This is a genomic window from Pantoea anthophila, from assembly GCF_006494375.1.
GTDB lineage: Bacteria > Pseudomonadota > Gammaproteobacteria > Enterobacterales > Enterobacteriaceae > Pantoea > Pantoea anthophila.
On record NZ_VHIZ01000050.1, the window covers coordinates 113,826 to 132,372 of the forward strand.

Below are 18,547 nucleotides of genomic sequence, written 5' to 3' on the forward strand. Positions count from 1 at the left end.
TGTTATTCAGGATCTAGAAAGATGAAAAATGTATTTTTCGGGCTGACTGCCCTGATGTTTGTGCTGCTGGCAAGCGGCTGCAATCAACTGACCCAGTACACCATCAGCGAACAGGAAGTGAATCAGGCGCTGCAAAAGCATAACAACTACGAGAAAGACATTGGCGTGTCCGGTCTGGTCAATGCGCATATTGTCCTGAACAATCTCACCAGCCAGATCGGCCGCACAGAACCTGGCAAAGTGTCGCTCTCCGGCAATGCAAAGATTAACGTCACCTCTCTGTTCGGCCCGCAGCAGGCTGACATGCAGCTGACGATGCGCGCACAGCCCGTCTATGACCCACAGCAGGGGGCGATCTTTCTGCGCGATCTGGAGATAACCGACGCACAGGTGGCGCCGGAGAAAATGGCCGCCATCATGAAAACCCTGACGCCTTATCTGAATCAGTCGCTGAAGAGCTATTTCGATCAAAACCCGGCTTACCGTCTCAGCGCTGACCGCAGTAAAGGTGAGTCACTGGCGAAAAAATTTGCCAAAGGACTGGAAGTCAGACCGGGCGAACTGGTTATCCCCTTCACGCAGTAATCCCGTTTGCCGCGCCATCCGGCGCGGATTTTTGCTGTCAGCAGAAAAAGCAGGTGCAAACGGTTGCCTGAATCCTTATGCTTAGACCCCGGCCAAAACATGCCTTCTGTTTCCTTTCTGCCGGAGCTTCACTGATGACAGCACAACCTCAGCAACTTACCCTGCGTCGCCCTGACGACTGGCACATTCATCTGCGTGACGATGAGATGCTTAAAACGGTCCTGCCCTACACCAGCGCGGTTAATGGTCGTGCCATCGTGATGCCTAACCTGGTGCCGCCGGTGACCAGCGTGGCGGCAGGAGAAGCGTACCGCGACCGCATCCTGGCCGCGCTGCCCGCCGATCACGCCTTTACGCCGCTGATGACCTGTTATCTTACTGACTCACTGGATCCGGATGAGCTTGAGCGTGGCTTCACATCCGGTCTGTTTACCGCCGCCAAGCTCTATCCGGCTCATGCCACCACTAACTCCAGCCACGGCGTCACCAATATCGCCTCCATCGCCCGCGTGCTGGAGCGGATGCAGCAGCTGGGTATGCCGCTGCTGGTTCATGGCGAAGTCACCGATGCCCATATCGACATTTTTGATCGCGAAGCCCGCTTCATTGACACGGTGATGGTGCCGCTGCGCAGTCAGTTTCCGGGGCTGAAAGTGGTGATGGAGCATATCACCACCCAGGATGCCGCGGATTATGTCGCTGCTGCCGATGAGACGCTGGGCGCGACCATTACGCCGCAGCACCTGATGTTTAACCGCAACCACATGCTGGTGGGCGGAATTCGCCCGCATCTTTACTGCCTGCCGATTCTCAAGCGCAATGTGCATCAGGACGCGCTGCGCAGGGTCGTAGCCAGCGGTCATCCGCGTTTCTTCCTCGGCACCGACACCGCTCCGCATCTGCAGCATCTTAAAGAGTCTGCCTGTGGCTGCGCGGGCGTATTTAATGCGCCGACCTCGCTGGCGGCCTACGCGACCGTGTTTGAAGAGCTGAATGCGCTGGACCATTTCGAAGCGTTCTGTTCTGAAAACGGCCCGCGTTTCTATGGCCTGCCGCTGAATGAAGGCACAATTACCCTGGTGCGTGAGCCCTGGCAGGTGCCGGCGTCCATCGCGCTGGGCAGTGACGCTCTGATTCCTTTCCTCGCGGGTGAAACGCTCAACTGGCGCGTTGCATAATTTTGCTTGCCTCCGGCGGATGAATACTGTAAATATATACAGTATCTTATCCGGAGGCTGCTATGCGTGTTGAAATTACCGTATCAAATACCCGACCTCTTCCTGCTGGCGCGATAGAGGCGTTAAGCGATGAACTGTCGCGCCGCATTGACGAACAGTTCCCTGACTCGACCAATCACGTCAAGGTGCGTTATGCCAGTGCCAACAATCTCAGCGTGCTGGGCGGTGGAAAAGAGACGCGCGACCAGATCAGCGAAATCCTGCAACAGACGTGGGAGAGTGCTGACGACTGGTTCATTACTGATTAACCGCCACTGTGCTTTTTTTCCGGGTGTCGCCACCCGGTTTTTTTATCTTTTCTCCCCTCTCGCACTTCCCTCTTCCTGCATCTAGACTCTTACTGATCAATGCCCTATCCTTGCGCTCGTCACGCATAACAGGAGGTGCGACACCATGACTACTGATAAACCGGAAGAGGCGATGACCTTTGGTGAGTTGTTAGCACTGATTGGTGATCAGCAGCGTCGTTTAACGGTGCTGGAAAATGCCTTTTCCAGTCTGATTTTCTGTCTTGACGATCGTGCCAGCCAGCTGCTGGTGCACAATCTGTCGCTGGAAGCCCAGAATCAAAACCATGATGAACAGCTTCAGCAACATTTTGCCCGTCTGGCAGAATCCCTGCAGAAACGCGTCGGCGGCATCGTACCAGACAGCCCGGCGCTCTGAACCGGCGGCCTGCCCCGCTTTTTGGCCTGCCCACTGAATCGTAAAAAAAATGCCTGCCTGCCAGGCATTTTATTTTTTGACTCCTGCCTGTTAAAAGCGAATATTCTGTGAGAAGCTGACTCACGGCATTTTTTAAACAGTGACACCCGGGTTTACTGTTATAATTGTTTCGCTATCGGAATAAAAAAGCCGCATTGAACCTCATCATGCACTTCGTTTAACGAGTAATAAGGAGGTTATAATGGACAGAAGAAAAGACGTTATTCAGACTCACCCGCTGGTGGGCTGGGATATCAGTACCGTTGATAGCTATGACGCCATGATGATCCGCCTGCACTCGCTGTCGTCGCAGGATCAAAAAGAAGAAGAAGCGGATGTTGGCCCCACCTACTGGCTGACAACGGATGTGGCAAGGCAGTTCATCTCGATCCTCGAAGCAGGCATCGCCAAGATTGAATCAGCCGAGCAGATGGAACGACTCCTCAGTAAGCATTAGTTTCTGCCACATCAAAGGGGCACCCTCAGGGGTGCCTTTTTCGTTTCTGTTTCGGTATGCTGTTGATTATCTGACTCTTAGAGCGTAGTTACCATGATTTATGATCTTATCGTCGTTGGCAGCGGCTCAGTAGGTGCGGCGGCTGGCTACTATGCCACCCAGGCAGGCCTCTCGGTATTAATGATCGACAGCGCCCACCCTCCTCACAATCAGGGCACGCATCATGGCGAGAGCCGTCTGATTCGTCACGCCTACGGCGAAGGCGAACGTTATGTGCCGCTGGTGCTGCGGGCGCAGACGCTGTGGGATGAACTGGAACAGCGAGCCGGTGAGCGCATTATGCATCGCAGCGGCGTGCTTAACCTCGCCCCTCACGACTCCCCTTTTATCCGCAACGTTATCGACAGCGCAAGCCGCTGGCAGCTTAACATTGAGGTGATGCAGCCCGGGGAAGTGCGTCAGCGCTGGCCACAGATTAACGTACCAGAGGGCTATCTGGGCGTATTTGAGCCGCAGTCGGGCTTCCTGAAATGTGAACAGGCGGTGCGCAGCTGGGTTCAGCTGGCGGAACAGGCAGGCTGTGCCCAGCTGTTCAACTGCCCGGTCTCAGAACTGGGACGGGATGGCGACCTTCAACAGGTTACAACGCTGGATGGTGTCTATCGCGGCCGTAAAATGGTGGTCAGCGCCGGTACGTGGGTCGGAAAACTCATCCCGAATCTGCCGGTTGCCCCTACCCGTAAGGTGTTTGCCTGGTATCAGGCTGATGGTCGCTACAGTGAGAACAACAGGTTCCCGGGCTTTACCGTCGAGATGCGTGATGGCAGCCAGTTCTATGGCTTCCCGGCCGACAATAACGCCCTGAAAGTGGGTCGTCACGATGGCGGACAGCCGATGCAGCAGCCTGAAGATCGTAAACCCTTCGGTGCCGTGGCGGCAGATGGCAGTGAAGCTTTTGGCTTCCTGCGCCAGTTCTTACCGGGCGTCGGTGTCTGTCTGCATGGCGAAGCGTGCAGCTACGACTTCAGCCCGGATGAAGATTTTATTATTGATACGCTGCCGGACGAACCCAATCGCCTGCTGATAACCGGACTCAGCGGACACGGCTTTAAATTTGCCAGCGTGCTGGGCGAACTGGCCGCGGAATTTGCGCAGCAGAAACCTTTTTCCTTTGATCTCTCTCCGTTCCGCCTTTCGCGTTTCTGACTCTGCAAACGGATGGCATCACAGGGTGGCATCCTGCTGACAAAGATTGACGCAACCTGAATTTCACTGACAAAAATTCGCCCTTATTTCGCCCTGATTGTTCATTTGGGCGGAATGAGGTTGACCGTTTTCCCCTCATCAAAATTATTATTCAGTAATATTGCCCATTTCCCTGCCTTTTTATTCAACCTTTTCCGATGATTTTTTTAAGTTTATAGAAGCGTAAGGGCGATTGCTTTTATATTTCATAATGTGGATGCTTATTTCATATTATTTCTACGTGACGCTCAGATTATGTTATTACGTAATACACCGCATCAGTTTGGCCGGGTTGCTGTGCTGCTGCACTGGTCGATGGCGCTGGCCATTTATGGCATGTTTGCGCTGGGATTATGGATGGTCGGTCTGGGCTATTACGACAGCTGGTATCACGACGCCCCGGAAATTCATAAAAGTATTGGCGTGCTGCTGTTACTGACGCTGATTATCCGCCTGGTGTGGCGCGTTATTTCGCCGCCGCCCAGGCCCCTGAGCAGCCATTCCCCTCTGGTGCGCATCAGTTCTGTCGTGGCACACCTGTTACTTTATACCCTGCTGCTGGCCATTCTGATCAGCGGCTATCTCATCTCCACCGCCGACGGTAAACCCATCGCCGTGTTCAGCTGGTTTACGCTGCCTGCCCTGTTCAGCGGTGCAGGCGAGCAGGCCGACCTCGCAGGCGATATTCACCTCTGGCTGGCCTGGAGTGTGGTGATCCTGTCGATCCTGCACGGTCTGGCTGCGATAAAACACCATGTTATCGATCGCGATAACACCTTAAAACGGATGTCAGGTTTACGACTCCCCTTACCCTCTGAAAAGGACAGATAATATGTTGAAGAAAAGTCTGCTGACGATGACCGCGGCCAGCCTGCTGCTCGGTTCCCTGAGTGCCAGTGCCGCTGACTACAAAATTGATAAAGAGGGGCAGCACGCCTTTATTCAGTTTCGCATCCAGCATCTGGGTTACAGCTGGCTCTACGGTACCTTTAAAGATTTCGATGGCCGCTTCACCTTTGATGAGAAGAACCCTGCCGCCGATAAAGTCGAGGTGACGATTAATACCAGCAGCGTGGATACCAACCATGCTGAACGTGACAAACATCTGCGCAGCGCGGATTTCCTGAACAGCAGTAAAAATCCGCAGGCGACTTTTAAATCCACGTCAGTGAAGAAAGAGGGCGATGAATTAGAGATTACCGGCGATCTGACGCTGAACGGCGTCACGAAGCCGGTGACGCTGGAGGCGAAGAAGCTGGGTGAAGGCAAAGATCCGTGGGGCGGTTATCGTGCAGGCTTTGAAGCGGAAGGTGAAATTGCGCTGAAAGATTTTAATATAACGAAAGATCTGGGGCCAGCCTCGCAGAAGGTTCAGCTGATGATCTCGGTGGAAGGTGTGCGTCAGTAAAGCCGCAGGCCGCCTGAATCAGCGTTCAGGCGGCCACGTTTACCGCTTTATGACTTCTTCGGCGCGGGAATGGTCATGTTTAACAGGCCACGCGACTTGTTAAAGATTTTATTGCCATTCTCTCGTCCGGCACGACGGGCGCGCTGCTCTTCCGGAGAGAGCTTCGCCTCTTCCTGACAGATCGGACTGCAGCAGTTCTCAAACTTCTCGGCGCAGCTCTTGCACTGAATAAACAGCAGATGACAGCCGTCATTCACGCAGTTGACGTGGGTATCGCAGGGCTCACCACACTGATGGCAGTTTGCCAGCACATCGTCAGAAATCCGCTCCCCCATCCGCTCATCAAAGACAAAGTTTTTGCCTTTGAATCTGACCGGCAAGCCCTGTTCACGGGCGCGGCGGGCGTACTCGATGATGCCACCCTCGATATGGTAGACATCTTCAAAACCGTTATGCCGCATCCAGGCACTGGCCTTTTCGCAGCGGATGCCGCCGGTGCAGTACATGACGATCTTTTTATCTTTCTGCTCCCTGAGCATATCCACGGCCATTGGCAGCTGGTCACGGAAGGTGTCTGCCGGCACTTCCAGCGCGTTGTCAAAACGGCCCACTTCATATTCGTAGTGGTTTCGCATATCGACAAACAGCGCGTCCGGATCGTCCAGCATGGCGTTGACTTCCGCCGCTTTCAGGTAGTGACCAACATTGCTTGCGTCGAAGCTGCTGTCCTCAATACCGTCCGCCACGATGCGATCGCGCACTTTCAGGCGCAGTACCCAGAACGACTTTCCATCATCATCCAGAGCAACGTTCATACGCAGGTTGTTCAGCGCCGGATCGAACGCATACAGCCAGGCCTTCATCTTTTCATACTGGCTGGCGGGCACGCTGATCTGCGCGTTGATGCCTTCATGGGCAACATAGACGCGACCAAACACCTTGAGGGCGGTCAGGCCAACATAGAGCGCATCGCGGAAGGCTTTAGGATCGGCAATCTGGAAATACTTATAAAAAGAGACAGTGGTGCGCGGCTCAGTTTCAGCCAGCATGCGCGCCTTCAGCTCTTTATTGGAAACGAGGTTATGTAACACTGGCATGGTGTTCTTTCCTGTTATCAATAGGAGAAAATTAGCGAGCACATGATACCTGATTTCAGGTGTATGCAAAGCGTTGCGTCAGGACCGATAGTCAGTTGCTGTTTTTTCCGGCACTCGCGGCGGCTTTCTCCCCGCTCATTGAGGCCCGGTTCCATCAGCGATATTTAAGCGAACGTTAAAAACTGGCACAATAGTGTAAATCAATGAGATATCAGCACCGCAGGGTGCATGACGCAGGAAAATTAACCTTCACATGACTCAGTTGCCTCAGTTTTCACGAGAACTGCTTCACCCGCGCTATTGGCTGACCTGGCTGGGTATCGCTTTTCTTTATCTTTTGGTGCTCCTTCCTTATCCCCTGCTCTATGTGCTCGGCTGCAATATTGGCCGTATCGCCATGCGCTTTATGAATCGTCGCGTCAGCATCGCCCGGCGTAATCTGGAATTAAGTTTTCCGGAGATGCCGGTCAATGAGCGCGAGGCGATGGTGAAACACAATTTCGAATCCGTCGGCATGGGCCTGATTGAAACCGGCATGGCGTGGTTCTGGCCCGACTGGCGTATTAACAAGTGGCACAAGCCCTCCGGGCTGGAGCATATTCAGGCCGCGCGCGACAACCAGCGCGGTGTGCTGCTCATCGGCATGCACTTTCTGACGCTGGAGATCGGCGCGCGCATGTTTGGCATCCACAATCCTGGCATTGGCGTCTATCGCCCCAATGACAATAAGCTGATTGACTGGCTGCAGGTCAAAGGTCGCATGCGGTCAAACAAAAGCATGCTCGACCGTAAGGATCTCAAAGGAATGATCCGCGCCCTGAAGCAGGGGGACATTATCTGGTATGCCCCCGATCACGACTATGGCCCGCGCAGCAGCGTCTTTGTGCCCTTCTTTGGCGTGGAAAAGGCGGCAACGACGGTGGGGACCCATCTGCTGATCCGCGCCGGTAACCCCGCTGTCATTCCGTTTGTGCCGCGTCGTCTGCCTGGTGGCCGGGGCTATGAACTGATGATCCTGCCCGACATCCGCAGCGAATTTACGCTGGAAAACGATGAAGTTACCGCGGCCAGGATGAACAAAGTGGTTGAAGAGGGTGTGCTGCTGGCACCTGAGCAATATATGTGGCTGCATCGCCGCTTTAAAACCCGTCCGCAAGGCGAACCCTCCCGCTATTAATCTGTCACGCTAAACGGTCTCACGGCCGTTTAGCGCCTCTTCTGCTGCAATGCTCTGCCCCGATAAATCAATCGCGCGGCTGCCCGATATTGCGGCTTCCCGGTTTAACGATCCAGCTATTATCAGATACGCTCGCAGGAGACGCTGATTTCCACCGCATTCAATCAGCCCGGCTTATTTATTAAAACCACAAAGAGCCGCCTGCTGCATATTCTGGCAGACATTCATCAGATTTTAATTATCCTGCTTTAATTTCCGCTGGCGCTAATTATTTTTATCACCAGGCCTATTCCTATTTAGCCAGGCTTAATGCTTTCTGGTCGCTTATCAATCCACTAAAATTAACTTAATTAACAAGGCATTGTCATACAAGCCGCCGACATATTCATTTTTACAAAAATTTAACAGCCCGATATGCCGTTATTGCATTTGAACCTGTTCCGACTTAACGGTAATTTCAGCAGTGACATTCAGGCTTTTAACGACTTCAGCTCAATTATAAAAAAACGATTTCACACAGCGAACCTCAGGGGATCCCTAATATGAGTAAAGGTCTCTACTATTACGTCACCATTACGACCGATCAGGAGAACTACCATTTTCTTCATCGTCAGGGATGCAGACGGATGCCCGGCAAGGAGCAGATGATTTTTATCGGCACCCTGTATAATCTCAGCCAGGCCTTATCCATCGCCAGAATCAATTTTAAGAAAGTTAAACCCTGCATCAAATGCTGTATTCGCTACGCGGCACCGGTTATTCATGAGTCGGTACAGCCGGTTCTGCACTTCCCGCAAAAAATGCGTTAATCCCGCTGCTGGCGGGAAGTGGTTTATTTCCCGCCAGTTACACGCCCCCGCCCTTTCCCTCCGGCAAATTTCGTCTATTCTTCACTGAAATCAAGTGAACCCGGTAAGGAGAAGATCGATGAGCATGTACAGTACCTTAGAGGAAGCGATTGATGCTGCACGTGAGGAGTTTCTCGCAAATAACCCTGAAGTGGATGAAGAAGAGGCGTCGGTCAGCCAGTTCGGCCTGCAAAAGTATGTGATGCAGGATGGCGATATCATGTGGCAGGCTGAGTTCCTGGTCGACGAAGGTGACGCAGGCGAATGCCTTCCTTACCGCACCGGTGAAGCTGCTCAGGCTATTTTTGACGCTGATTTTGACGAAGTGGAACTGCGTCAGGAGTGGTTAGCGGAAAACACCCTGCACGAGTGGGACGACGGCGAGTTTCAGCTGGAGCCGCCGCTGGACACCGAAGAGGGTGAAGCCGCGGCTCAGGAGTGGGAAGATGATAACAGCGACTCCGATCGCGGTTATTCGTAAGGACCATGGCTGGCATCCACTGGCAACAGCAGGGTGTCCAGCACCAGCGACAGGGGCAGATCAAGGATGGTCAGCACCCGCCATCCGCTGTCGCGTACATCCCACTGTACGCCCGGATAGTACTGATTACCGTGTCCCTGTCCGGGCACGGTTCGGCTGATAATACTGCCGCATCCGCTTAAGCAGAGCACCGCGAGAGCGATAACACCTGCCTTTAAAACTCGTTTCACCACAAAAACCCGCCTTTACCTGCCCCAGAGAGTGTCACGCGCGGCATGCGGTGACGGCCTGCGAGTAAATTATCATCCCCGCTCTGTTTTCATCCCATAAAAAAAGCGGCATCGCTGCCGCTTTTTCAGATTACGCGTTTTTTGCCAGCGCGTTAGGGTTGAGCGTCAGTTTCTGATAACTCTCTACCCACTGGTGATACTTCTCCGCATTTTCCCACAGTCGGGTATGGACGCGGGCCAGCACCACCGGATCGCTGATCAGCTGCAGACGCTGGTCGCGGCTGAGTTTTTCCGGTGCATCGCTCAGCGCCTGATCGACACGACGGTCGCGGGCGTAGTCGAGTAGCTGACTCTGCCGGTGACGTGAAGTCGCCAGCGCTGTCGCCAGCGCGTTAAACGCCGGATGGAACAGCGCGTGCATAAAGCCGTTCTCCAGTACACGCTCGCGGTTGAGCTGCAGATAGCGGTCGGTGTCCACCAGCTCCTGCGGCGGTGAAGACTCTTCCGGGATCAGGAACAGCTTCGCGCGCTTGCTCTTCAGGCCCAGCGTTGCACGGCTCGACATCACCGACACAAACGGTGACAGGATCAGGGAGAAGACGATCGGTGCCAGCCACCACAGGAAGTTGAGATCCAGCAGTCCCATACCAATCGCCCACACCAGACCCAGAGCCATCTGTGAACCGTGACGTTTAAACGCCTCGCCCCATGGCGTCGCATCGTCATCACGCTGCGGGGAGTTCCAGACGACTTCCCAGCCAAGGAAGGCGCTGACCACAAACACGGTGTGGAACAGCATGCGCACCGGGGCCAGCAGCACCGAAAACAGCGTTTCCAGCACCAGTGACAACAGCACGCGTAGTGCGCCACCGTAAGGCTTCGCCCCTTTAAACCAGATCAGCACCACGCTCAGCAGCTTCGGCAGGAACAGAAGCACCATCGTGGTCGAGAACAGCGCTATCGCCAGCTCCGGACGCCACTGCGGCCAGACCGGGAAGAGCTGTCGCGGCTGCAGGAAGTAGGTCGGCTCCATAAGCGTATGCACGACCTGCAGGGCCGTGGAAAGCGCCAGGAACAGGAACCATAACGGAGCTGACAGGTAGGACATCACGCCGGTCAGGAACACCGCACGGTGAACCGGGTGCATCCCTTTTACCAGGAACAGACGGAAGTTCATCAGGTTACCATGGCACCAGCGGCGGTCACGCTTCAGCTCATCCAGCAGGTTCGGCGGCAGTTCTTCATAAGAACCTGGCAGGTCATAGGCGATCCAGACGCCCCAGCCGGCACGACGCATCAGTGCCGCCTCGACGAAGTCATGCGACATGATCGAGCCCGCAAACGACCCTTCGCCCGGTAATGGCGCCAGCGCACAGTGCTCGATGAAGGGTTTCACGCGGATAATGGCGTTGTGACCCCAGTAGTGCGACTCGCCCAGCTGCCAGAAGTGCAGACCGGCGGTAAACAGCGGACCATAGACGCGGGTCGCGAACTGCTGACAGCGCGCATAGAGCGTATCCATTCCTGAGGCTTTCGGCGACGACTGGATGATCCCGGCGTTCGGGTTAGCCTCCATCATACGCACCAGGCCGGTCAGGCACTCGCCACTCATGACGCTATCGGCATCCAGCACGACCATGTAGCTGTAGTTGCTGCCCCAGCGACGACAGAAGTCATCGATGTTGCCGCTTTTACGCTTCACACGACGACGGCGACGGCGATAGAAGATCTTGCCTGCCCCGCCGACGTCACGGACCAGTTCCATCCAGGCTTTCTGTTCGGCAACGGCGATATCCGCATCGTAGCTGTCACTGAGGATGTAGACGTCAAAGTGCTCTGCGTTACCGGTGCGAACCACAGACTCCCAGGTCGCACGCAGACCGGCGTAAACACGCTCTACGTCTTCATTACAGATCGGCATAATCAGCGCGGTGCGATGCGCCGGATTCAGCGGCTCATCCCCGACCGTGGAGTAGGAGATGCTGTATTTATCGCGCCCGATCAGCAGCTGCAGGAAGCCCATCAGGGCGGTCCAGAAACCGGCTGACACCCAGCAAAACAGAATGGCAAACAGGAACAGGATGCCGGTCTGAAGCACATACGGCAGGATCTGCATCACTGACTGCTGCCAGTTCTGGTTGATCATCTCCATCGGGTCCAGCAGCGTCCAGCCCTGATAGGGCAGAATGCTCTTCATGTACCAGGTGGCGACCACGGTCTGGAAAATCGTCAGGATCAGCAGAATGTAGCGACGAATCGAACCGACATGACGCCACTTCTCTTCGGCTCGCTGCTCTTCCGCACTGGCGTAGCGCGGCACAGATTTGCGTCCACGCAGAGAGTCCCAGGCGCGGGCAACCGGGTTGGTGCGCCACGCTTCCGGGAACATCAGTGAACGTTTGACTTTGGGCATCGCCTTCAGCGTGGTGCGGTCGAGGTAATCTTTACCTAGCTGCTGACCGCCCGCCAGTGCATCGGGCCAGGCCATTTCCACCCGCGATGAGACCGATTTTAATGGCGCATCGTCGGGACGGTCACTGGCTGCGACATCCCTGCCCAGCACATCATGAATGAAGTGGAACGCACTGGCATTCTGCAATGAGACGCTCAGGCGAGACTTCCCTGCCGCATCCAGCGGCAGAGATTCCACATAACGTTGAGGTGTAAAAGTCGATTTATTCATTGGCAGGTAACTGATAGCTCCAGGTTTCCGTCAATGTCTTGTCGCCGCTAACCAGCGCCGCACGCATTTCGGTGGACTGCTTGGCATCTTTCACACGCAGACGCAACACCAGACGCCAGCCTTTAGTGACCGGGTTATAACGTACGCTCTGCTCAACCACTTCAGCGTTTTTACCGACGCTGACCTGCGGGGTCACCTGACTGTTTTCCGCCATCTTACTCATGTCTTTACCCACGAAGTCGATGGTGAAAGCCACGGTGCCATCCGGCTGACGCACCAGGTTCGACTGCTTCACGTCACCCGCTGAGCGCAGGGTGTTTTTGACCCAGGCAATGTCATCCGAGTGCAGCTGCTTCTCGTCGCGCGAGAAGTGCAGGCGATATTTGAAGTTCATCTCTTTGCCAGGCTCTGGCAGCGTCTCCGGCGTCCAGAACGCAACGATGTTATCATTGGTTTCATCGGCCGTCGGGATCTCAACCAGTTCAACCCGGCCTTTACCCCAGTCGCCTAATGGCTCCACCCAGCCGCTTGGGCGCAGGTCATAGCGGTCATCCAGATCCTGATAGTTGCTGAAGTCACGCCCGCGCTGCAGCAGACCAAAGCCTTTCGGATTCTCGATGGTGTAGGTGCTCACCGCCAGATGGCGCGGGTTGTTCAGCGGACGCCAGATCCACTCTCCGTTGCCATTGTGGATAGAGAGGCCGTCAGAGTCATGCAGCGCCGGACGGAAGTTATTCACTGTCGATGGCTGGTTCTGGCCAAACAGGAACATACTGGTCAGCGGAGCAATACCCAGTTTGCCGACGTTGTCACGCAGGTAAACTTTGGACTGCACATCCACGGTAGAGGCTTCACCCGGACGCAGTACGAAGCGATACGCACCCGTCGCACGAGGCGAATCGAGCAGCGCATAGATCACCAGCTGTTTGTCCTGAGGTTTTGGACGCTCAATCCAGAACTCTTTAAAACGCGGGAACTCTTCACCGGACGGCAATGCCGTATCGATGGCGAGTCCACGCGCCGACAGGCCATAGACCTGACCGGCACCGATTACACGGAAATAGCTGGCGCCCAGGAAGCTGGCGATCTCATCGTTTTTACCCTTGTTATTAAGCGGGTAAAGCACTTTGAAACCGGCAAAACCGAGGTTTTTAACGGCGTCAGCGTCATGTTTTACGTTACCGAAATTGAAATAATCGGGGCTGTATTTGATCTCACGCACCGCGCTGGCGGTCACTTCGTTGATCTGCACCGGGGTATCGAAATACATCCCCTGGTGATAGAACTCCAGCTTGAACGGCGTGCGCAGTTTGCCCCAGTACGCTTTATCGTGGTTAAACTGGATCTGCTGATAGTCAGCAAATTTCATTTCACGAAATTGAGAGGGTAAATTGCTTTTAGGCGCTTCGAAGCTTTTCCCTGCCAACGCTTTGGCTTGTGTGGCAACATCATCAATGTTAAACGCCCAACTGTTATTGGCATATAACGCCAGCAGAACCGCAGTACCAATCCAGCGTACCTTCATCAGTCCGGCTTTATTTTTTTCTTTAGTCAGCACATCCCCCCCTTTCGTGTGCTTAAATCAAACCCGTTTATCTTAAAGGATTATTCGGTTTTCCGACAGCTTATGCGCAACATTGTTCCCGCATTTCGTCAGGCTTAACGCTACTTTTAGGACAATTAGACACTACGGATTCCACTGATAGTATACCCGGTTTATGGCAGGTAGAATTTTACCCGGACATAATCCGGTTTCAGGGTGAAACTGGCTAACCGTACTAACGAACTGGAACTTTATGAGTACTGTAAAACCTGAACGTGAATATTTCCTCGACTCTATCCGCGCCTATCTGATGTTGCTGGGGGTACCGTTTCACGTTTCCCTCATCTACTCCGCGCAGAAATGGGCAGTGAACAGCCAGGAAGCCTCGTTATGGCTGACGCTGCTGAATGATTTTATTCATGCATTTCGCATGCAGGTGTTCTTTGTTATCTCGGGTTATTTCTCCTACATGCTCTATTTGCGCTATCAGCCGCGGCGTTTCCTGAAGGTGCGTCTGGAGCGCGTCGGGATCCCCATGCTCACTGCGGTGCCGCTGATTACGCTGCCACAATTTTTCATGCTGAAAGCCTGGACAGATAAGCTGGCCGACTGGCCCCGCTTCACCCCCTATCAGAAGTTCAATAACCTGATGTGGGAGCTGATTTCACACCTGTGGTTTCTGGTGGTGCTGGTGATGCTGACTACGCTGGGTATGGTGACGTTTCGCTGGCTGCGCGACCAGCACCGCGCAATCGACTACACGCGGGTCGGCTGGGGTACGCTGACGGTGGGTGTACTGGCCTGGGCCCTGCTCTGGTGTGTGTTCCGCCGTCTGGTGTTTATCTTCCAGCCCGCCTGGCTGATGGATGGTCTGTTCAATATCATCGTGATGCAGACGCTCTTCTACCTGCCCTTCTTTATGCTGGGCGCACTGGCGTGGAAACATCCGCCGCTGAAAGCGCTGTTTGTGCGGTTTAATCCGGTGATGTGGATTGGCGCGCTGCTGCTGTTTATCGCCTACTGCACCAATCAGCGTCTGAGCAGTGGCGATGGCTGGCTGTATGAGCTGGATGCGCTGATTACCACACTGATGGGTCTCTGCATGCTGAATGTCTGCTTCTGCTTTGGTCATAAGCTGCTGAATGCGCATTCGCCGCGCATTATGTATCTGGTTAATGCGTCGCTGTTTATCTATCTGGTGCACCATCCGCTGACGCTGCTGTATGGCATTTATGTCACGCCACGGATTGAAAACAACACGCTGGGGTTCTTTGTCGGCTTACTGATGGTGTTTGGCATCGCGTTTCTGCTGTATGAGATCCACCTGCGCATTCCACTGCTGCGGTTCCTGTTTTCGGGAAAGTTTGAGCGTAAAGAGGTCTGACGAAGCATGTGAGGCAGGGCGCACCGGCTTTCATCGTCGGGCGCCTGGTGAGCAGGCTCAGGGAGGCTGTACCTTACGCAAAGACGCAAAACCGCCATCCCTGGCAGGCTCAGCGCGGGCCATCCCTGGCCCGCTATGCTTTGCTACAGGTACAGCCTCCCATCGCTTTACGTCGGGCAGTCGCCTGTAAGAGTCCCGCCCTGAAGTAATGGTCGCCATGAAGCAACGCCTCCGGGATGAGCCTGCGCATGTGCCTGTACAGGTGCGCACGCAGGCGCAGGCTTACAGCAGCCACTCAATCGGCAGTCGCCACACCAGCCGCACCTGCAGTCGTTGCCACCAGGAGCAGTCCGGTTCGTGCTTATGCACAATCTGCTGCGGCTCGTCCGGATACTCCAGCCAGTTCACCCGCCCCCACTTATCCAGCCGCAGTGTCCAGGCCCGATCACGCATCGACTGACTGAAGCGCTGGTGCGTTTCTCCGGCCAGTGCCGCACTCTCAATCACCAGCCCCATTTCAGTATTCAGCACCGCTGAGCGCGGATCGAAGTTAAAGGAGCCGATAAACAACGTCTTTTGATCCACCGAGAACGTTTTTGCGTGCAGGCTGGAGCCCGAGTTACCGGTTAACCCCCGGTCGTGCGGCGCATCCTGCATGGCCGCCTGCGGTTTCAGCTCATAAAGCGCAATGCCGTGACGCAGCAGCTTTTTGCGCCACCGGGCGTAACCGGCATGAACAATCGACACGTCATTGGCCGCCAGCGAATTGGTCAGAATGGCGATCTTCACCCCTTTGCGTTTCAGCGCCAGCAGCTGAGCGACGCCCGCGCGGGTCGGCACAAAGTAAGCTGAGATAATATCGAACTGTTCTTGTGGCGTGCCAATCACCTCCAGCATACGCTGCGGCAGCAGGCTTTTCGCGCGCGCTTTACCCAGCCCCTTGCGCGGGTCATCACTCAGCAGACGTGCTTTTGCCCAGGTCAGATCCAGCGTGCCCTGCGCCATCTCCTGCAGCAGCGACGCGTTTTCCAGCCGCTGAAGATAGCGCTGCACCGGCTCACTGTGACGCCATTCGGAGGGCAGGCTCACGCTATCCTCGTCCGGTTCATCATCATCCAGCACCTGCTGCAGCGGCGCGACCGGCTTACTGTGCCAGTAGCGTTCAAAATCCCCGGCCACCTCGCTGACCACCGGCCCAATCGCCATGACGTCGAGATCGGCAAACAGCGGCTCATTACCGGTGCCAAAATATTCATCGCCAATGTTGCGCCCGCCCACAATGGTGGTGACACCATCCACGGTGAAGCTTTTGTTATGCATCCGCCGGTTCAGACGGGCGAAGTCAGTGAGATAGCCCAGTGCGCGCAGGGTGCGAAAAGAGAAAGGATTGAAGAGCCGCACCTCAATATTGGGGTGGCGGTTGAGCTGAGCAAGGGTGTCATCCAGGCCTGGCGTATTGTTATCATCCAGCAGCAGTCGTACCTTTACGCCGCGGCGCGCCGCCTCCAGCATGGCGCTGAACAGCAGGCGGCCAGAGAGATCGTTTTGCCAGATGTAGTACTGAATATCGAGTGACCGCGCCGCCTTTTGCATCAGCAGATAGCGTGCAGCGAACGCATCCAGCCCGTCGCTGAGAGGATGGATGCCGCTCAGCCCCGGATGGCGCTGACACTGAGGGGCCAGCTTTGTTTCCAGCCAGCTGGCAGGCTCCGGTGAGTGGGCGAGTTCAAACGCTTCGGTCATGACAATTCCCTGTATATGGCAGTTATTTTTATTATTCCCCGGTCCCACCGCTGAGGCTATACCTCTGTTCCGACTTAGCAAAAAGTCGCGGGCGTTTTTTAGTCTAGACTTAACCGGACGATCTGTGACCGGCAATGCTCCGGCAGGAGAGGAATATGTCTCATCACCCCCTTTTTGATGCCAGCCAGCGCCACCATCCCCGTCTGTTTCGCAGTTTTTTCCAGGGCAGCTTCCCCTGCTCCACGGCCTGCCGCACGCCCGGAAAACGGCTCGATATGGTCATCAGCAGTGGGCATGACATGCTACTGGAAAAGGATTATGCGGCCCTGGCTGAGCAGCATCTGCTGACCGCCCGCGACGGCGCACGCTGGCACCTGATTGAGAAGGTGCCGGGTCACTATGACTGGCAGAGCTTTCTGCCGATGGTTGAGGCAGCGCGGCGTCAGCAGGTAGAGATCATCTGGGAGCTGGCTCACTTTGGCTATCCGGATCATCTTAATATCTGGAAAGCGGAATTTGTTGACCATTTTAGCCGTTTCGCCCGCGCAATGGCGCAGCTAATGCGCGATGAAGGCATTGAAAATCCCTTCTTTACGCCGGTTAATCAAATCTCATTCTGGTCATGGGCCGGGGCGGAGGTGGCCTGGTTCAATCCGCATGCCGCAGGGCGCGGCAAAGAGCTGAAGCGCCAGCTGGTGCGAGCGTCTCTGGCGGCGATCCATGCCATCCGGGAGGTCTATCCGGGGGCGCGGTTTGTGCTGACCGACCCGCTGGTGCAGATCGCCCATCATCCCACTAATCCGGACAGCAAACCCTACGCCGATGCCCAGCATCAGGCGCAGTTCGAAGCCTGGGATATGCTGGCCGGTCGCGTGGATAAAGAGCTGGGCGGCAGCGAAGATTGCCTGGATATTCTCGGCCTCAACTACTATCCCGATAACCACTGGTTTTTCCCCGATCAGCCGATGTCGCTGGAGGAGCCGGAGCGGGTGCCGCTGCACATTCTGCTGGCGCAGTGCTGGCAGCGCTTCCAGCGCCCGATGCTGATTGCCGAAACCGGCGCGGAGGGCGAGGCCCGTGCCCCCTGGCTGCAGGAGGTCAGTGAGAACGTGGCGGTGGCGCTGGATCAGGGGATTGCCGTAGAAGGCATTTCGCTCTATCCCGTGGTGGAGTATCCCGCGTGGGCGGATGACCGCCGTTCGCCTGGCCCGCTGCTGGGATTAGCGGACCCCAATGGCAACCGTAATCTGCATGAAGCCCTGGCGCTGATACTGCGCAGCCAGCAGATCAGGTTCACGGCACGCGATCAGACATGCTGAGCGGGTGGCTTTTTGGGGTGGCAGGACTGAACGTCGAGTGAAGGATCGGCAGGATGCCGGACATCGGTCAGCCAGACCATGGTAAACAGGAAGGTAACGCCGATCAGGCAGGCCGCCAGCAGACCGATAATGGCGATCAATTTGTCATCTCTGGATTCCATTGCCCTCTCCTTATTCCCTGCGCTGACGCAGCGGTCTCTGTCAGCTCATCCAGAGCGTAATCATCAGGACGAAGATTATAAGCGTTACCGAGGTCACCGCAAGCACCACTATCGCAAAGTGCGCATCGTCCATGGAGTGGCGAATCGGCTCATCGTGATCATCGGGCGGCAAAGGTAACGACATAACTATCCTGTGAAAAAGCATGGGCCGCCGGGAGTGATGCGGTGCGTGACAGTGTAGAT

General features: G+C 55.3%; 20 protein-coding genes. 13 read left to right on the forward strand and 7 right to left on the reverse strand.

Annotated elements, in window-relative coordinates:
- Positions 1–21: 21 nt before the first annotated feature.
- The 8 genes from FJW00_RS12710 (at position 22) to FJW00_RS12745 (ending at position 5,638) form a co-directional block, all read left to right on the forward strand.
- Positions 22–585 (forward strand): lipoprotein, encoded by a 564-nt coding sequence (locus tag FJW00_RS12710; protein WP_140924341.1) that lies wholly within the window; start codon positions 22–24, stop codon positions 583–585.
- Between the two features lie 134 nt (positions 586–719).
- Positions 720–1,763, forward strand: a complete 1,044-nt coding sequence (gene pyrC / locus FJW00_RS12715; protein WP_140924343.1) for a dihydroorotase — start codon at positions 720–722, stop codon at positions 1,761–1,763.
- A gap of 62 nt (positions 1,764–1,825) precedes the next feature.
- A complete protein-coding gene (gene dinI, locus FJW00_RS12720; protein ID WP_003849907.1) occupies positions 1,826–2,071 on the forward strand; it encodes a DNA damage-inducible protein I in 246 nt (81 codons plus the stop codon).
- A 145-nt stretch (positions 2,072–2,216) separates the two neighbouring features.
- On the forward strand, positions 2,217–2,489 hold the full coding sequence (locus FJW00_RS12725; RefSeq protein ID WP_009090903.1) for a hypothetical protein: 273 nt from the start codon (positions 2,217–2,219) through the stop codon (positions 2,487–2,489).
- 241 nt (positions 2,490–2,730) lie between these two features.
- Complete coding sequence (gene bssS / locus FJW00_RS12730) at positions 2,731–2,985, forward strand: biofilm formation regulator BssS (protein WP_009090905.1); 255 nt, start codon at positions 2,731–2,733, stop codon at positions 2,983–2,985.
- A gap of 93 nt (positions 2,986–3,078) precedes the next feature.
- A complete protein-coding gene (solA, locus tag FJW00_RS12735) occupies positions 3,079–4,191 on the forward strand; it encodes an N-methyl-L-tryptophan oxidase (protein WP_058957510.1) in 1,113 nt (370 codons plus the stop codon).
- Positions 4,192–4,485: 294 nt separating this feature from the next.
- Positions 4,486–5,061: a cytochrome b gene (locus tag FJW00_RS12740; RefSeq protein ID WP_033736338.1), complete on the forward strand. Its 576-nt coding sequence runs from the start codon at positions 4,486–4,488 to the stop codon at positions 5,059–5,061.
- A 4-nt stretch (positions 5,062–5,065) separates the two neighbouring features.
- The gene (locus FJW00_RS12745; protein WP_009090908.1) at positions 5,066–5,638 is read left to right on the forward strand and encodes a YceI family protein; all 573 of its coding nucleotides are present in this window, start codon (positions 5,066–5,068) and stop codon (positions 5,636–5,638) included.
- A gap of 47 nt (positions 5,639–5,685) precedes the next feature.
- Here FJW00_RS12745 and trhO read toward each other — a convergent pair whose 3' ends face one another.
- Entirely contained in the window at positions 5,686–6,735 is a 1,050-nt protein-coding gene (gene trhO, locus FJW00_RS12750) for an oxygen-dependent tRNA uridine(34) hydroxylase TrhO (RefSeq protein ID WP_009090909.1), read from the reverse strand.
- A gap of 253 nt (positions 6,736–6,988) precedes the next feature.
- Here trhO and FJW00_RS12755 point away from each other — a divergent pair, with 253 nt between their 5' ends.
- From FJW00_RS12755 to FJW00_RS12765, 3 genes are all read left to right on the forward strand, one after another.
- Positions 6,989–7,912: a Kdo(2)-lipid IV(A) acyltransferase gene (locus FJW00_RS12755; RefSeq protein ID WP_009090910.1), complete on the forward strand. Its 924-nt coding sequence runs from the start codon at positions 6,989–6,991 to the stop codon at positions 7,910–7,912.
- A 542-nt stretch (positions 7,913–8,454) separates the two neighbouring features.
- Entirely contained in the window at positions 8,455–8,721 is a 267-nt protein-coding gene (locus FJW00_RS12760) for a hypothetical protein (RefSeq protein ID WP_009090911.1), read from the forward strand.
- Between the two features lie 118 nt (positions 8,722–8,839).
- Positions 8,840–9,241: a MysB family protein gene (locus FJW00_RS12765; protein ID WP_009090912.1), complete on the forward strand. Its 402-nt coding sequence runs from the start codon at positions 8,840–8,842 to the stop codon at positions 9,239–9,241.
- Here FJW00_RS12765 and FJW00_RS12770 read toward each other — a convergent pair.
- From FJW00_RS12770 to FJW00_RS12780, 3 genes are all read right to left on the reverse strand, one after another.
- Positions 9,232–9,471, reverse strand: coding sequence for a YceK/YidQ family lipoprotein (locus FJW00_RS12770; RefSeq protein ID WP_033736571.1), 240 nt, complete (start codon positions 9,469–9,471; stop codon positions 9,232–9,234). The genes FJW00_RS12765 and FJW00_RS12770 overlap by 10 nt on opposite strands.
- Positions 9,472–9,601: 130 nt before the next feature.
- On the reverse strand, positions 9,602–12,154 hold the full coding sequence (mdoH, locus tag FJW00_RS12775) for a glucans biosynthesis glucosyltransferase MdoH (protein ID WP_009090914.1): 2,553 nt from the start codon (positions 12,152–12,154) through the stop codon (positions 9,602–9,604).
- Positions 12,147–13,682, reverse strand: a complete 1,536-nt coding sequence (locus FJW00_RS12780; protein WP_181161904.1) for a glucan biosynthesis protein G — start codon at positions 13,680–13,682, stop codon at positions 12,147–12,149. Before FJW00_RS12780 ends, mdoH begins: the two co-directional genes overlap by 8 nt.
- A gap of 268 nt (positions 13,683–13,950) precedes the next feature.
- Here FJW00_RS12780 and mdoC point away from each other — a divergent pair, with 268 nt between their 5' ends.
- A complete protein-coding gene (mdoC, locus tag FJW00_RS12785) occupies positions 13,951–15,081 on the forward strand; it encodes a glucans biosynthesis protein MdoC (protein WP_111208047.1) in 1,131 nt (376 codons plus the stop codon).
- 282 nt (positions 15,082–15,363) lie between these two features.
- Here the strand turns inward: mdoC and FJW00_RS12790 are convergent, their stop codons facing one another.
- Entirely contained in the window at positions 15,364–16,824 is a 1,461-nt protein-coding gene (locus tag FJW00_RS12790) for a phospholipase D family protein (protein WP_140924345.1), read from the reverse strand.
- A 155-nt stretch (positions 16,825–16,979) separates the two neighbouring features.
- Between FJW00_RS12790 and FJW00_RS12795 the strand changes: the two genes are divergently transcribed.
- Positions 16,980–18,143, forward strand: coding sequence for a glycoside hydrolase family 1 protein (locus tag FJW00_RS12795; RefSeq protein ID WP_046101584.1), 1,164 nt, complete (start codon positions 16,980–16,982; stop codon positions 18,141–18,143).
- Here FJW00_RS12795 and FJW00_RS22345 read toward each other — a convergent pair.
- Positions 18,131–18,304 carry a hypothetical protein gene (locus FJW00_RS22345; protein WP_009090919.1) on the reverse strand — a complete coding sequence of 58 codons (174 nt, stop codon included), beginning with the start codon at positions 18,302–18,304 and terminating at the stop codon, positions 18,131–18,133. The two genes, FJW00_RS12795 and FJW00_RS22345, sit on opposite strands and share 13 nt — an antisense overlap.
- A gap of 40 nt (positions 18,305–18,344) precedes the next feature.
- Positions 18,345–18,488 carry a hypothetical protein gene (locus FJW00_RS22350; RefSeq protein ID WP_009090920.1) on the reverse strand — a complete coding sequence of 48 codons (144 nt, stop codon included), beginning with the start codon at positions 18,486–18,488 and terminating at the stop codon, positions 18,345–18,347.
- Between the last annotated feature and the right edge of the window lie 59 nt (positions 18,489–18,547).

Bases quoted from the DNA above. Each gene is read 5' to 3' on its own strand.
- FJW00_RS12710 (WP_140924341.1), top strand. From the start codon at position 22: ATGAAAAATGTATTTTTCGGGCTGACTGCCCTGATGTTTGTGCTGCTG.
- pyrC (WP_140924343.1), top strand. From the start codon at position 720: ATGACAGCACAACCTCAGCAACTTACCCTGCGTCGCCCTGACGACTGG.
- dinI (WP_003849907.1), top strand. From the start codon at position 1,826: ATGCGTGTTGAAATTACCGTATCAAATACCCGACCTCTTCCTGCTGGC.
- FJW00_RS12725 (WP_009090903.1), top strand. From the start codon at position 2,217: ATGACTACTGATAAACCGGAAGAGGCGATGACCTTTGGTGAGTTGTTA.
- bssS (WP_009090905.1), top strand. From the start codon at position 2,731: ATGGACAGAAGAAAAGACGTTATTCAGACTCACCCGCTGGTGGGCTGG.
- solA (WP_058957510.1), top strand. From the start codon at position 3,079: ATGATTTATGATCTTATCGTCGTTGGCAGCGGCTCAGTAGGTGCGGCG.
- FJW00_RS12740 (WP_033736338.1), top strand. From the start codon at position 4,486: ATGTTATTACGTAATACACCGCATCAGTTTGGCCGGGTTGCTGTGCTG.
- trhO (WP_009090909.1), bottom strand. From the start codon at position 6,735: ATGCCAGTGTTACATAACCTCGTTTCCAATAAAGAGCTGAAGGCGCGC.
- FJW00_RS12755 (WP_009090910.1), top strand. From the start codon at position 6,989: ATGACTCAGTTGCCTCAGTTTTCACGAGAACTGCTTCACCCGCGCTAT.
- FJW00_RS12760 (WP_009090911.1), top strand. From the start codon at position 8,455: ATGAGTAAAGGTCTCTACTATTACGTCACCATTACGACCGATCAGGAG.
- FJW00_RS12765 (WP_009090912.1), top strand. From the start codon at position 8,840: ATGAGCATGTACAGTACCTTAGAGGAAGCGATTGATGCTGCACGTGAG.
- mdoH (WP_009090914.1), bottom strand. From the start codon at position 12,154: ATGAATAAATCGACTTTTACACCTCAACGTTATGTGGAATCTCTGCCG.
- mdoC (WP_111208047.1), top strand. From the start codon at position 13,951: ATGAGTACTGTAAAACCTGAACGTGAATATTTCCTCGACTCTATCCGC.
- FJW00_RS12790 (WP_140924345.1), bottom strand. From the start codon at position 16,824: ATGACCGAAGCGTTTGAACTCGCCCACTCACCGGAGCCTGCCAGCTGG.
- FJW00_RS12795 (WP_046101584.1), top strand. From the start codon at position 16,980: ATGTCTCATCACCCCCTTTTTGATGCCAGCCAGCGCCACCATCCCCGT.
- FJW00_RS22345 (WP_009090919.1), bottom strand. From the start codon at position 18,304: ATGGAATCCAGAGATGACAAATTGATCGCCATTATCGGTCTGCTGGCG.
- FJW00_RS22350 (WP_009090920.1), bottom strand. From the start codon at position 18,488: ATGTCGTTACCTTTGCCGCCCGATGATCACGATGAGCCGATTCGCCAC.